The following is a 14035-nucleotide window of genomic DNA, read 5'->3' as shown; positions in this document are numbered from 1 at the left end:
AGGGATTACCTTTCAGATGTATCTAGTAAGGGCGTCCTATTCAATAACATAAGGGGGCATTTCAAATGGCCACAACGGCAACAACACAAACTTCGTCCGGTGGTGTAAGGGTGAAGGTTCAACAATTCGGCCGCATGCTCAGCGGTATGGTTATGCCGAACATCGGCGCTTTTATCGCATGGGGGTTAATTACGGCATTATTCATTCCGACGGGCTGGTTCCCGAATAAAGATCTGGCTACGCTGGTTGATCCGATGATCAAGTTCCTGCTGCCGCTGCTGATAGGGTTTACGGGTGGACAGATGGTAGGTGGCAAGCGCGGCGGTGTAATTGGTGCGATTGCGACCATGGGGGTTATCGTAGGGTCTGATATTCCAATGTTCCTTGGAGCGATGATCGTCGGTCCATTGGCAGGGTGGATACTGAGAGCGTTCGACCGTGCGGTTGACGGTAAAATCAAAGCAGGCTTCGAAATGCTTGTCAACAACTTCTCGCTCGGGATTATCGGAGGCGCCTTGACGCTGGGTGCTTACAAAGGAATCGGGCCGCTGGTTCAGGGACTGACCAATATTTTGTCCAATGGTGTTGAGGTTCTCGTCAATCACAATCTGCTGCCGCTGGTTAACATCATTATTGAGCCGGCAAAAGTATTGTTCCTGAATAATGCGATCAACCACGGAATACTGAGTCCAATCGCTGCTGAAGAATCGGCGCGGATCGGGAAATCTATCCTGTTCATGCTTGAATCGAACCCTGGTCCAGGTCTGGGTATCCTGCTTGCTTACTGGCTGGTGGGTAAAGGTTCGGCCAAATCATCCGCTCCGGGTGCGATTATCATCCACTTCCTTGGCGGTATTCATGAAATTTACTTCCCGTATATCCTGATGAATCCCCGCCTGATTCTGGCAGTTATCGGCGGCGGCGTGAGCGGTACCTTCACCTTCCAGTTTCTGGGCGCAGGACTTACCGCTTCACCATCTCCGGGCAGTATTTTCGCTTACATTACCCTAACTCCTAAGGGTGGTTTCGGACCTATGTTCGCAGGTGTTGTTGTTGCGACAGTAGTTTCCTTCCTCATCGCTTCGGTTCTGCTTAAAACCAGCAGCAAAAACAACGAGGAAGAAGCAGATCTGGAAGAAGCGGCTACAAAAATGCGTGACATGAAAGCTGCCGGTACTGCAGCAGCAACTGCTGCAACTACAGCAAATGTAATCACTCCTAATGTAACAGCCAATGTGCGAAACAAAGCGGATGTGCACAAAATCGTCTTTGCTTGTGATGCCGGTATGGGTTCGAGTGCCATGGGTGCTTCCGTACTGCGGAAGAAGCTGCAGAATGCAGGGGTTAACATTACAGTTGTGAACGCTGCGGTGAGTGAAATTCCTGCCGATGCTGACATTGTGGTTACTCAGAAGACACTGACTGACCGGGCGATTGCCAGCAATCCGAAGGCAGAGCATATCTCGATTGACAACTTCCTGAAGAGCCCGAAATATGACGAGCTGGTGGAACGTTTAAAGTAAGAATACGGTGTGTACAACTATAATATTAGCTGAATTACCACTTAGGTAAAAGCATCAGGCAAGCTGATCCGTGATGAAGGTCCAATCTGCATAAAGCTAAATTAGGAGACGCTGGCCTTCACAAGCCAGCGTTTGTCTCCAGTTAAGGCGAGGGTACACAGGCTATGAAGAAAATAACCGCGAGGCAGCGCCAGATCTTATGGATCCTCTTGGGTGTTAACGAAGAGATCACCGCCGCTGAAATTGCTGAGTCTACCGGAGTGAGCGTGAGAACCGTTCACCGGGAGATGGAGGATATAGAGCAGCTGCTGGGGGAGTTTGGGCTCGATCTGATCCGGAAATCAGGAAAAGGCATCGCTTTAAGCGGCCCTGAACCGGCTCTTGCGGAGCTGCGCCTGTTTTTGCGGGAAGAAAAGCCTGCCGAGTATTCCGGGGAGGACCGCAAAATCTATGAGCTCTGTTCGCTGCTGGAGGCTGAAGAGCCGGTAAAGCTGTTCACACTGGCCCATTCGCTTAAGGTTACAGTAGCTACAATAAGCTATGATCTGGATGAACTGGAGCCGTGGGTCCGCAAATTCGGGCTGGAGCTGGTCCGAAGGAGAGGGTATGGAGTAGAGATTACAGGGCTTGAGGCTGACATACGCCGGGCCATCTGCCGGCTGGCTGCCGAGCATCTGGATCTGTCCGATCTGGTGGGCCATACTCCGCATACCGAGAGCAACCCGGTCTTCCGCCTTCTGCTCACGACAGTCGGCAAATCCAATCTGATGAGCGTGGAGAGTCTGTTGTGGGACATGGAATGGACATGGACTGCGGAGCTCCCCGAAATTGTCTACATGGAGATGCTGCTGGGGCTGGCCGTGAGCACCAGGCGGATCGAAATCGGCCGGGGAATGGTTAGCGGCGAAGAAGCCGGGCACTCCCGGATCTCCGATCACCGTAACATTACCGGAGCCGAGCAGTTCGTGAACCGGCTGGAGACAGCGCTGGGACAGGAGTTCCCCCGGGCCGAAATTCTCTATTTTGCCGGATTGTTTGACCGGGTACAGGACTCTTTCTCCTCAAGCGGATTTGCTTACGGTGATATTGAGCTGATGGAGATTATATACAGACTTACAGAGAGCGTGGCCAAGCGTACTGGGCTGCCTTTTCAGAGGGACCGTTCGCTTCGCGAAGGATTGCTTGAGCACATGGACCCGGCGCTGAAGCGTATCCGCGAGGGCACACGTATCCGGAATCCGCTGCTTGGACCCATCCGCAAGGATTATGAATATTTATTCGCGGTTGTCCGGGCGGCGGCCCAGGATATGCAGCTGGAGCTTACGATTCCCGACGAAGAGATTGGTTTTCTGGTGATGCATTTTGGCGCATCCATGGAGAGGCTGAACCAGCTCAGGCGCAATGTCCGGGCCATTCTGGTCTGTGCCAGCGGACTCAGCTCTTCCCGGCTGCTGGCCACCAGGCTGGCCAAAGAAATGCCGCAGATCGAGGTGCTCGGCAACATCTCCTGGTATGAAGCTGCCCGTCTGCCGGATGTGGACTATGACCTGATTATTTCAACGATTGATCTGCCGATCGACAAGGAACGCTATATCAAAATCAGCCCTCTGCTTACAGCGGAAGAGATAGAGAAACTGCTGAATTATATTCAAAATATAACATTCAAAGAGCAGGATACAGCCACACCGGGGGAATCCGGTAAGGCCAGCCGGGATGAGGCCGCTCTAAGCCGGTTAAAGAGCTACAAAGGGACATTGGATGAAATGGTCAGCCTGCTCGACCGCTTCCGCTTCCATCCGCTCGACAACAGCGGCCTCTCTTTACCCGGGACGCTGGCCGGTATGCTTAGTCTGCTGAGTGGCAGTGGTGTAGTCGGTGATGCCGACATTCTGCTGGAGCGGCTGCTGGAGCGGGAGCGGATGGCCAGCCAGGTAATCCCGGATACAGGCCTTGCCCTGTTTCACACCCGCAGCAGCCATGTCATTATGTCTTCTTTGACGCTGTACCGGCTGCGACAGCCCGTGATTTTGGAGGGCGGAACCGAGGTTCGTGTCATTCTGCTTATGCTTGCCCCGCGCAGGCTGTCCAAGGAAAGTTTGGAGGTACTCAGCGAGATCAGCGCCCTGCTGCTGAATTCAGAGCTGGTCAAACTGCTGGAGGAACGGACGGAGCCTGAGATCAGACGATATTTATCGTCAGAGCTGCTTCATTTTTTCGAAAATAAAATGTGAAAGCGAGAGAAACCATATGAATATGCTGTCTGAGAACAAAGTTATTATGAACGGTGCCGCCAAAGATAAATATGAAGCGATCACCATGGCCGGAAAACTGCTTGTCGATGCTGGACATGTTACGGAGGAATATGTGCCGAAAATGCTGGAACGTGAAGAAGTGGTATCCACCTATATGGGCGGAGGCCTTGCTATTCCTCATGGCACCAAAGAAGCCAGACCTTTTATCAAATCTACCGGATTGTCTGTCATCCGTTTCCCGGACGGCGTGGATTTTGGCGGAGATGAGCCTGCATTTGTGGTGATTGGCATAGCAGCCGCCGGTGACGGGCATATGGAAGTGTTGACGAATGTGGCGATGATCTTCACCGAAGATGACGCCATTGAACGGGTTATGAACGCACCTACACCTGCTGATGTGATTGCTATTTTTGAAGGGGGATTGGAATAATGAAGGCTGTTCATTTCGGTGCCGGCAACATCGGCAGGGGGTTTATCGGCTTGCTGCTGTCGCAGGCGGGTTATGAAGTATGCTTCGTGGATGTCAATGAGGCCTTTGTATCCCAGCTTAAGGAGCGCAGAGAGTACCCGGTAACTTTGGCCAGTGAAGGCCAGGAGACGGTTATTGTCAAAAATGTAACTGCGCTGAGCAGTGTCACACATGCGGAGGAAGTGGCAGCGGCTGTGGCGGAAGCCGATCTGGTAACGACGGCAGTCGGGGTCACGATTCTTAAGCATATTGCCGGTGCAATCGCGGAAGGCATCCGCAGACGGGTGGCTGTCTCCTCAGCTCCGCTGCATGTGATCGCCTGCGAGAATGCCATTGGCGGCAGCGCCCAGCTCAAAGAGCTGGTATATGCCAAGCTGGACGGGGAGTCCCGCGCGAAAGCGGATGCGTCCGTTGCTTTTCCGAATGCCGCAGTGGACCGGATTGTGCCGCTGCAGCAGCATGAGGATATTCTGAAGGTAGTGGTAGAGCCTTTCTATGAGTGGGTTATTGACTCTTCGCAGATGATTCCAGGATATATTCCAGTGGAGGGCGTTCATTATGTGGAGAACCTGGAGCCATACATTGAGCGCAAATTGTTCACGGTGAATACAGGACACTGCTCTGCGGCTTATCTCGGTTATCTGCGCGGGTATGAGACGATCCAGCAGGCTATGGCCGATGAGGCTTTGACTGCACAGGTACGTGAAGTGCTGGAGGAAACCGGTGCAGTACTGATTCAAAAGCATGGCTTCGATAAAGAGCAGCATAGCAAGTATATCGATAAAATTCTTGAACGCTTCCGCAATCCGGCGCTGACCGATGAAGTGTCCCGTGTAGGCCGCTCACCGCTGCGCAAGTTGTCACCGAACGACCGTCTGGTCTCGCCGGCGCTGCAGGCTTATGACCGCGGGCTTAGCTACACCGCTCTGACCCGTTCCATGGCAGGTGCTTTACTGTTTGATGTGAAGGATGATCCGGAAGCCGTTGAGCTTCAAGCCGCGATTGCAGAGCTTGGCGCCGAAGCTGCGGTAACGAAATACACTGGCCTTGCCGCTGACCATGAGGTTCATCAGTCCGTAATGGCAGAGTATAACAAATTGAAATGATTGTTCGATAAAAAGGGGTTTTGCACTTCCGGCAGCTTATGTGGCCGAGGCGCAAAACCCCTTTTTTTATTGAACGTGGAATAGATCATGTAGAACTCACTCCCAACAGCTTTCGTTAGGCAGACGGAGTGACTACCGCTTAATCAGATGGACCCAAGCCGCATCGGGAGAAGTCGGCTTAAGGCTTCCGCCGGTCGGCTCCACGGTCAGCGCGATGTTATCTGCTTCCCCCAGTTGGCTGCCTTTTACATACAGATGGCCTTTGGTTTCTTCAATCCGAACCAGTCCCAGCGTGTTCCGGCTGCCATTCTTCACAGCCCAGGCCTGGATAGAGAGGCCGTCGCTGAGCGCGACGTCCTCGATCAGCACGAACAGCTCTCCGGAGCTGCCGTTGTACCATACATTGCCGGAGAATTGGTCCTTCCGGCTCCAGTCCAGCGGATACGCTACGGTCTCCGGCCTGTTCAGCACGGCCATCGCCTGAGGCTCATAGCTGCTCACATAGCGGCTCAGTTCTGAGCGCCCGTCCCGCTCGGTTCCCACCAGGCCCAGGAGCATGATGCCAACGGCGCAGCAGAGGGCTAGCGCCGCTGCCCCGCGCCGGTAAGCGGGACGCAGGTTGGCTAGTCTACGCCGCCAACCTGTCCACCGGACGCGGCGTCTGACATTCCGCCGCACCGAACCTGACGGATAGAGAGGGTACTGCTGTTCAGCAGAGACAGAGTTAGGTTCGGATTCTGCGGAACAGGTCGGTTCTCCGGCTGACTTTGTACCGGCTAGACCTTCTTCTTCATACGGTGCTGGCTGTGCAAGCAGCGGCAACCAGGTGTGGTATCGTTCACGGCAGACTGGGCACTCTTCCAAATGGAAGCCCATCTCTGCCCGCTTGTTTCCCTGGATGTCATTTCCGATCCAATCGATCCATTCCTCTTCGCTGTAATGGCGGAAGGGGACAAGCGGGCCGCTGCCGTTATGCGGGTATTCAGAATTATCGTTTCTGTAACGGTTCATGGGAGGAGTCTCCTTCCGGCTGCTCGATCCAGCCTTGCTTGATGAATTGCCTGCGCATATTGGCAACGCCGTATTTGATCCAAGATTTCACCGTGCCCAGCGGAACGCTCCAGGAATCTGCAAGCTCCTGATGTGTGTGTGCGGCGTAATAGGAGCCGAGGATCGCCTTCTTCTGGTTGACCGGAAGCGTCTGCAGCGCATGGCTCAGTGCTTCGTGCTGGAGCCTGCGTACCGCAGCATCCTCCTGTGGCGACGCATCCGGTTCACGGCGCAAAGTCTCGGGATCGGCAATCGGCTCTGTCCGGGACTTCCGGCGTTGTCTGTCGATGCAGCGGCTGCGCGTCATCACTGCCAGCCAGGCCTTGATCGTGCCGCGAGAAGCGTCATAGGCACCGCCCTTTCGCAGGACCTCCAGAAAAATATCCTGGCAGATATCTTCTGCTTCCATCCAATCCTGAGTCTGCCTGTAGGCGATCTGCATGATGAAAGGCGCATAGCATCCATAAAATTCATCAAACGCGGCTGTAGAGCCTTCGCACATCTGTGCCAGTGCTTCGGTCATTGCCTCGTTGTGGGGATCCATCGCTCGTGTTCCTCCCTTAGCAACATTCTTCGGTTCATATCTGAGAGATTGAAGCTCCGCCGTTCATTTTTTAGCTGTCTTTTCTTCTTTGTACCACTAAAATAATTTTTTTAAAAGACCTTCAAAAATATATTTTCCACAGTAAATCCAAAGCCGGTTTTCGTTCGTATCTTTATCGGATGAACTACCGAAGGAGGAATTATTGATGTTGAAACGATGCGGTAAACCACTGGCTGCACTGATGATTCTGCTGCTGACGGGCCTAGTCTGGAGTTCAAATGCGGGATTGCCTAGAGCGGCGGCTGCAGGAGCAGTGGAGCTGTACACCCCTTATGTTGAGTTGTCTGCGGCACCTGGAGAATCGGTGACTTACCCGGTGGATGTAATCAATCATGGGACTGCTACGCAGACGGTCGGATTGTCATTTGACGCAGGAGGGAACTTCTGGAAGTATGAGTTGACCGCAGGTGGACGCCAGGTTCAGCAGCTCGCCGTCAAGGGCGGGGATACACAGAGCGTCAACCTTCAGCTGGAGGTGCCGCTGGAGATTAATAAGGGAAGCTATACCTTTGCGGTTAACGCTCCGGGACAGGATTCTCTGAAGCTTAAAGTCAACGTTTCCGAGCAGGGGACCTTCAAAACCGAGCTGGCGGTCGATCAGGCCAATATGGAGGGGCATTCCGATACCACTTTTACGTATAGTGCGGTACTGCGGAACCACACGGCACAGAAGCAATCCTACGCGCTTGCGGCACAGGCGGCTGACGGATGGGATGTGCGGATTAAGGCAGACGGCAACAGCGTAACCTCGGTAGAGCTGGAAGCCGGAGCAGAGAAGAATATCAGCATTGAAGCCAAACCGCCGGAACAGGTGAAGGCGGGCACCTACAAAATACCGGTAACTGCAACAAGCGGCTCTACTCAGACTAAGGCGGAGCTGGAGGCCGTGGTTACGGGAACCTACGACATTCAGCTGAGCACCTCAGACAATCTGCTGAGCACAGATGTGAAAGCAGGCGGTGAGCGGCGGATTAATCTGGTGATTACCAATACGGGCAGTGCACCGCTAGAGGATGTTTCACTGACCTCGCAAGGTACGCCAACAGGCTGGGAGGTTTCCTTCGAGCCTTCTACCATCCGTTCGATTGCACCCGGAGCAACGGCTACAACGCAGGCCGTTATCAAATCCAGCAGTAATTCGCTGCCGGGGGATTATGTGGTCAGTCTCAGTGCCGCTTCTGCAGCCAAATCAGCAACAGCCGATCTGCGGGTTACAGTGAAGACCTCTGTATTCTGGGGCTGGATTGGTGTGCTGATCATTGCCGCTGTCATTGGCGGGATTTATTACCTGTTCCGCAAATTCGGAAGACGGTGAGCTTATGGATACAAATATCGAGCAGCGGTTATTAACGGGAACAGCAGATACGGGAGATTATTCTGTTAACAACGTGAATATATCATCTGTTATTGAATTGAACGGTCTGACGAAGCGGTATGGCAACTTCACTGCCGTAGACGGCCTAAGCCTTACGATCCGCAAAGGAGAGGTTTTTGGGCTGCTGGGTCCGAACGGTGCCGGCAAGACAACAACCATTCTAATGATGCTTGGCTTGACGGAGCGTACCTCCGGCAGTGCGCTAATCTGCGGGTATGATCCTGCCCGCTATGCGCTTCAGGTCAAACGCCGGGTGGGATACATGCCGGATGATATTGGCTTCTACGAAGACCGTACCGGCTTGGATAATCTGATCTATACGGCACGGCTTAACGGGATTGAAGCAGAGGAAGCGGCCCGGAGTGCGAAGCGGCTGCTGGAAAAGGTCGGGCTGGCCGGCAGCGCCCGTGCCAAAGTAGGTACCTACTCCCGGGGGATGCGTCAGCGGCTGGGTCTAGCGGATGTGCTAATCAAGAATCCCGAGGTCATTATTCTGGATGAGCCGACACTGGGCATCGACCCTGAAGGGGTGAGAGAGCTACTGGTGCTGATTTCTGATCTGAGCCGGAATGAAGGCATTACCGTACTGCTCTCCTCCCATCAATTGCAGCAGGTGCAGCAGATCTGTGACCGGGTGGGGCTGTTTGTCCAAGGCCGTCTCATCGCCTGCGGGGATATTGCAACGCTGTCCAGGGAGCTTAATCAGGAATTGCGCTTTGAGGTAGAACTGGCGGTTCAGCCATGGAGCGGGGAACTGGCTGGACGTCTTGAGGCTATCGAAGGCGTGCTAAGGCTCGAAACAGAGGAGTGGAAAGGGGAGAATGCGCCGCCGGGCAGCATGCTGGTGACACTGATCTGTGACCGGAACCTGACCTCGGCAATCGCCGACCAGGTGATACACAGCGGTGCGGAGCTGCATTTCATTACCCGCAAGGAATTTGGACTGGATGAGATTTATCACCGTTATTTTGAAAGGAGGGAGGAAGGATGATGTCCATAAAAGCACAAAATGCTGCAGCGCCGCTGCGCGTGGGCTGGTTCAGGCTGCGTGCTTGGCTGCAGGGTGGCAAATCCCCCGAAGGTGTAAACAACAGACAGGGAGAAAGCGAAGGCGGCAGCAGCACGGCCTTTTGGGTTATGGTGCAAAAGGAGATGGGGGATCATGTCCGCAGCTGGAGGTTTACCATCCTGATAGGCATTATTGTACTGGCTTGTATCGGCTCCATTTATTCCTCCATCAGTTCCATTAAGAGCGGGGGACAGGAGGATCAGGGTGCAACGGCCTTTCTGTTTCTAAAAATGTTCACCCTGTCAAGCAGCACCCTGTCCATTCCTACCTTTACCACCTTTTTATCCTGGCTGGGTCCGCTGATTGGCATCTCGCTGGGGTTCGACGCAGTGAATTCGGAGCGGAATAAAGGCACCCTTGGGCGGCTGCTCTCGCAGCCTGTCTACCGGGATGATTTTTTGAAGGCCAAGTTCACCGCCTCATTGCTGCTCATTGCCGTTGTGGTATTCTCCTTGGGACTGCTGGTAACAGGATTGGGTCTTCTGACGATCGGTTATCCGCCCACTCCGGAGGAATTCTGGCGCATCCTGTTCTTCCTGATCATCGCCACGGTCTACATTGGTTTTTGGCTGAATCTGTCCATCCTGTTCTCGATCCGGTTCCGCCAGGCAGCCACCTCCGCATTGTCGGGAATCGCCGCCTGGCTGTTCCTGACTTTATTCTACAGCATGATTATCAGCCTGATCGATAGTGCTACCGCTGTGTCCCAGATGGCTTCCGTCAGCGAGCAGCTCCGTCATGTCCACTTCATACTGGCTCTGAACCGGCTCTCACCAACGGAGCTGTTTTCGGAGACCATCACCACATTGCTCTCCCCGGGTGTCCGTTCCCTTGGGCCACTGACTATGGATCAACTGGTTGGTGCAATCTCAAGTCCGTTGTCTCTAGGGCAGAGCCTATTGCTGGTCTGGCCGCAACTGACGGGTCTGCTTGCGGCTACCGTACTCTGTTTCGGACTGTCCTATTACCTGTTCATGCGCCAGGAGGTGCGTTCGCGGAACTGATTGGAGGCATTCATATCTATACAAAACGGGCTGGCCGGGAAAGATCATTCCCGGTCAGCCCGTTTTACAATTACCAAATCTCATAACATCTCTGCCGCTTCGCAGCAGCAAATGATCTTCTGCGTAAGCCAGCTACCCAGAAATTAGCTATTCTCGAGGATGGTCTGCAGCGTTGTGCGGTCCAGCCCTTCCACCAGCTTGATCAGCAGTTCTTTGGCCGCAGCGTAATCATCGCTGTGAATGACGGAGGATGCGGTATGGATGTAGCGGGAACAGATGCCGATGACGGCAGACGGTACACCGATACCGCTAACATGTACTTTACCGGCATCAGTTCCGCCCTGCGAGACGAAATACTGATACTTAATTTTGTGGGTGTCCGCCATATCCTGTACATATTCAATCAGTCCCCGGTGCGTGATCATTGTCGGATCATAGATACGCAGCAAGGCCCCCTGACCGAGATGTCCAAAAGCCTGGCGGTCGCCGGTCATGTCGGCAGCTGCACTGGCATCCAGGCCGAAGAAAATATCCGGCTGCAGCAGATTTGCTGCGGTCTGCGCTCCGCGCAGGCCAGCTTCTTCCTGTACCGTAGCCCCTGCAAAGACAGTGTTCGGCAATTTCTTCCCGTGCAATGCCTGAACCAGCTCAATCGCCAGCCCCACGCCATAGCGGTTGTCCCAGGCTTTGGCCATTATCTTCTTGGGATTGGCCAGGGGAGTGAACGGACAGATCGGAAGAATTTGTTGACCCGGAGCTACGCCAAAGCTTTGTGCTTCTTCAAGGCTGTCCGCGCCGATATCGATGTACATTTTACGGATATCGCCCGGCTGCTTGCGTTCTTCGTCGCTCAGCAAGTGGATCGGAGTGCTGCCGACCACACCTGTCAGTACACCTTTAGGGGTAACGATCTGCAGCCGCTGTGAAGCCACTGCCGAAGCCAGCCAGCCGCCCAGCGGCTGAAAGCGAATCATACCCTTGTCGGTAATGCCTGTAACCATAAAGCCGACTTCATCAAAATGTCCTGCCACCATGATCTTCGGGCCATTCTCTTCCCCGCGGAGGACACCGAACAGGCTGCCGAGGCGGTCCTGTACGAACTCATCAGTATAAGGTGCCAGCGCATCCTTGACGTAAGCACGCAGTTCGCGCTCAAACCCCGGTGCGGCGCGGAATTCTGTCAGTGTTTTGAATAGTTCTAATGTTTCTGGATTCATTGTACAATTCGCTCCTTTACTATCATCTAGTATGAACATTGCGGCGTCAATTGTCCATGATTGGAGGGCAAAATGAACACCGGGCCCTAGGGATCCGAATACTATGAAAGCAGCGGCTCAAGCACGCAGGAGCCGGGAAAGGAAGCGAAGCGGATGAGGGTAGCAGGAACCGTGCCCCGGGCCAGGGGATTCGGCTTCTCCGGCAGGATGCGAAGCCGGGAAATGCACCGCAGAAACAGCCTGCGGCATATTGCAGAGCGTGAAGCTGTGCTTGTTGTGATTCTGTTTTTGCTGCTGATTGTTGTACTGCTGTATTTTACCTGAGCTGGCGGGACATAACGAAACCGGAAATGGAGAAGAATAAGGAAAAACTTCTAACGAAGCATATTCCGGGAGGGAGAGACTGAATCTGTAATACAGGTCATCCCTTTCGCATCTTTTTCAGGAGGTGTCCCCTTGTGCCAGCGAAAACGAGAAAATCCGGTGTCAAGCTGCGGCTTGACACCTTGACTCCGGCGGATTATGAACAATTGTCCAAGCCTTACGTTCCCAGCCGGCCGGTGTTCAAAAACTGTGTCCGTGCTTTTTTGTCCGGCGGGTTGATCTGTGTGATTGGACAAGGCATTCAGGAGGCTTTTATGGCTATTTTTGATATGACCGCACGTGAAGCCTCAAGCCCGATGGTGGCTGTGCTGATCCTGCTCTCCGTCATTCTGACCAGCTTCGGGGTCTATGACAAGCTTGCGCAATGGTGTGGAGCCGGGACCGCAGTTCCTGTCACCGGATTTGCCAACAGTATGTGCTCCGCAGCTCTTGAGCACCGTGCAGAAGGTCTAGTCCTTGGGGTAGGTGCGAACATGTTCAAGCTGGCCGGTTCGGTTATAGTGTTCGGCGTAGTCGCCGCTTTTATTGTGGGCGTGATCTATGCCATCCTTGGCCTTGGAGGTGGACATTTGTGAGGCAGCTTGGCAGACAGACCTGGGAGTATACCACCCGGCCCGTTATTCTTGGCTCCTCTGCAGTCGTCGGCCCGGAGGAAGGGGAGGGTCCGCTGACTTCGGATTTTGATTATATTTACGACTCGCTGAAGATGGGAGAGAAGACGTGGGAGAAGGCAGAACGTGCCCTTTTCGAAAAAGCCGCCAAGCTGGCACTGATGAATGCATCGCTGGATCAGGATAAATTGGAGTTTTTTGTCGGCGGTGATCTGATGAACCAGATCATCAGCAGTTCTTTTGCCGCAAGAAAGCTTGGGGTGCCTTATCTTGGCGTATTCGGAGCCTGCTCTACATCCATGGAGAGCCTGGCTATTGCTGCGATGATCATCGATTCCGGCGGCGGCCAATACGCTCTGGCGGGAACATCCAGCCATAACTGTACAGTGGAGAAGCAGTTTCGTTATCCAACGGAATACGGCTCGCAAAAACCTCCCACTGCCCAGTACACAGTAACCGGCTCAGGATGTGCGGTTGTCGGGCGTAATGACGGAACAGCGGAAGGACCTCATGTAGTTATGGCAACGATGGGACGCATTATGGACCTGGGTCTCAAAGACCCCTTCAATATGGGTGCGGCCATGGCTCCGGCTGCTGCAGATACAATAACAGCCCATTTTCGCGATACTGCGCTCTCCCCCGGCCACTATGATCTGATTGTGACTGGAGACCTGGCTTCGGTAGGGCTGCCGATTGCCCAGGATTTGCTGGCCAAGGAAGGCATTCCTATGGAACAGACGACTTTTAAGGATTGTGGCTTAATGATTTATGATCTGGACAAGCAGAAATATGTGATTGCCGGAGGCAGCGGCTGTGGCTGTTCGGCAACTGTAACTTATGGACACATCCTCAACCGGATGAAAAAAGGCGAGTTAAAGCGGGTGCTGGTTGTGGCTACTGGAGCATTGCTCTCGCCCCTCTCATACCAACAGGGAGAGAGCATTCCCTGTGTAGCCCACGCCGTGGCCCTGGAGATGGGGGGTGACAGAGCATGATCTACTTGTGGGCTTTTCTGATCGGCGGCGCAATCTGTGTCATCGGACAGTTAATGATGGATGTGCTGGCGCTGACACCCGCCCATACCATGAGTACGCTTGTAGTCGCCGGAGCGCTTGCTGATGCGTTCGGAATATACGATCCGCTCGTGAAATTCGCTGGCGCCGGTGCTGGTGTACCGATCACCAGCTTCGGGAATTCACTGGTGCATGGGGCGCTGACCGAGCTGGAACGGGAAGGCTGGATTGGAGTGGTTACTGGAATATTTCAAGTAACCAGTGCAGGAATCTCGGCAGCTATAGTGTTCTCTTTCCTGGCTGCGCTTGTTGTGCGCCCGAAGGGCTAGAGCAGTGCAAAAGTGCAAATTTCTTTTAG

The 14035-nt window shown here is 53.8% G+C and carries 14 protein-coding genes; 11 read left to right on the top strand and 3 right to left on the bottom strand.

Going from position 1 to position 14035, the window contains the following annotated elements:
• The first annotated feature begins 65 nt into the window (after window positions 1-65).
• From AC0MA3_RS09280 to AC0MA3_RS09265, 4 genes are all read left to right on the top strand, one after another.
• Window positions 66-1523, top strand: a complete 1458-nt coding sequence (locus AC0MA3_RS09280) for a PTS mannitol transporter subunit IIBC (protein WP_474655949.1) — start codon at window positions 66-68, stop codon at window positions 1521-1523.
• A 164-nt stretch (window positions 1524-1687) separates the two neighbouring features.
• The gene (locus AC0MA3_RS09275) at window positions 1688-3754 is read left to right on the top strand and encodes a BglG family transcription antiterminator (protein WP_474655948.1); all 2067 of its coding nucleotides are present in this window, start codon (window positions 1688-1690) and stop codon (window positions 3752-3754) included.
• A 16-nt stretch (window positions 3755-3770) separates the two neighbouring features.
• On the top strand, window positions 3771-4205 hold the full coding sequence (locus tag AC0MA3_RS09270) for a PTS mannitol transporter subunit IIA (protein ID WP_474655947.1): 435 nt from the start codon (window positions 3771-3773) through the stop codon (window positions 4203-4205).
• Window positions 4205-5350, top strand: coding sequence for a mannitol-1-phosphate 5-dehydrogenase (locus AC0MA3_RS09265; protein WP_474655946.1), 1146 nt, complete (start codon window positions 4205-4207; stop codon window positions 5348-5350). The genes AC0MA3_RS09270 and AC0MA3_RS09265 overlap by 1 nt, the downstream gene beginning before the upstream one ends.
• A gap of 132 nt (window positions 5351-5482) precedes the next feature.
• Here the strand turns inward: AC0MA3_RS09265 and AC0MA3_RS09260 are convergent, their stop codons facing one another.
• The gene (locus tag AC0MA3_RS09260; RefSeq protein ID WP_474655945.1) at window positions 5483-6361 is read right to left on the bottom strand and encodes an anti-sigma factor; all 879 of its coding nucleotides are present in this window, start codon (window positions 6359-6361) and stop codon (window positions 5483-5485) included.
• Window positions 6339-6944, bottom strand: coding sequence for an RNA polymerase sigma factor (locus AC0MA3_RS09255; RefSeq protein WP_379160069.1), 606 nt, complete (start codon window positions 6942-6944; stop codon window positions 6339-6341). Before AC0MA3_RS09255 ends, AC0MA3_RS09260 begins: the two co-directional genes overlap by 23 nt.
• A gap of 205 nt (window positions 6945-7149) precedes the next feature.
• Here AC0MA3_RS09255 and AC0MA3_RS09250 point away from each other — a divergent pair, with 205 nt between their 5' ends.
• Genes AC0MA3_RS09250 through AC0MA3_RS09240 form a run of 3 tightly spaced genes read left to right on the top strand, consistent with a single transcriptional unit; the run spans window position 7150 to window position 10452 of the window.
• Entirely contained in the window at window positions 7150-8319 is a 1170-nt protein-coding gene (locus tag AC0MA3_RS09250) for a COG1470 family protein (RefSeq protein WP_474655944.1), read from the top strand.
• A gap of 4 nt (window positions 8320-8323) precedes the next feature.
• Window positions 8324-9370 (top strand): ABC transporter ATP-binding protein, encoded by a 1047-nt coding sequence (locus tag AC0MA3_RS09245; RefSeq protein ID WP_474655943.1) that lies wholly within the window; start codon window positions 8324-8326, stop codon window positions 9368-9370.
• The gene (locus AC0MA3_RS09240) at window positions 9367-10452 is read left to right on the top strand and encodes an ABC transporter permease (RefSeq protein WP_474655942.1); all 1086 of its coding nucleotides are present in this window, start codon (window positions 9367-9369) and stop codon (window positions 10450-10452) included. Before AC0MA3_RS09245 ends, AC0MA3_RS09240 begins: the two co-directional genes overlap by 4 nt.
• Before the next feature lie 143 nt (window positions 10453-10595).
• Here AC0MA3_RS09240 and AC0MA3_RS09235 read toward each other — a convergent pair whose 3' ends face one another.
• Complete coding sequence (locus tag AC0MA3_RS09235) at window positions 10596-11669, bottom strand: M42 family metallopeptidase (protein WP_379160081.1); 1074 nt, start codon at window positions 11667-11669, stop codon at window positions 10596-10598.
• Window positions 11670-11822: 153 nt separating this feature from the next.
• On the opposite strand from AC0MA3_RS09235, the gene AC0MA3_RS09230 reads away from it, so the two are divergent.
• The 4 genes from AC0MA3_RS09230 (at window position 11823) to spoVAE (ending at window position 14006) form a co-directional block, all read left to right on the top strand.
• Window positions 11823-11993, top strand: a complete 171-nt coding sequence (locus tag AC0MA3_RS09230; protein WP_474655941.1) for a hypothetical protein — start codon at window positions 11823-11825, stop codon at window positions 11991-11993.
• Between the two features lie 134 nt (window positions 11994-12127).
• Window positions 12128-12628 carry a stage V sporulation protein AC gene (gene spoVAC / locus AC0MA3_RS09225; RefSeq protein ID WP_379160087.1) on the top strand — a complete coding sequence of 167 codons (501 nt, stop codon included), beginning with the start codon at window positions 12128-12130 and terminating at the stop codon, window positions 12626-12628.
• Window positions 12625-13659 (top strand): stage V sporulation protein AD, encoded by a 1035-nt coding sequence (gene spoVAD, locus AC0MA3_RS09220; RefSeq protein ID WP_474655940.1) that lies wholly within the window; start codon window positions 12625-12627, stop codon window positions 13657-13659. The genes spoVAC and spoVAD overlap by 4 nt, the downstream gene beginning before the upstream one ends.
• Window positions 13656-14006 (top strand): stage V sporulation protein AE, encoded by a 351-nt coding sequence (gene spoVAE, locus AC0MA3_RS09215; protein WP_379160093.1) that lies wholly within the window; start codon window positions 13656-13658, stop codon window positions 14004-14006. The genes spoVAD and spoVAE overlap by 4 nt, the downstream gene beginning before the upstream one ends.
• The last annotated feature ends 29 nt before the right edge of the window (window positions 14007-14035 follow it).

It is taken from the genome of Paenibacillus sp. LS-5 (assembly GCF_056121505.1).
This window is presented reverse-complemented; position numbering and strand designations above follow the sequence as displayed.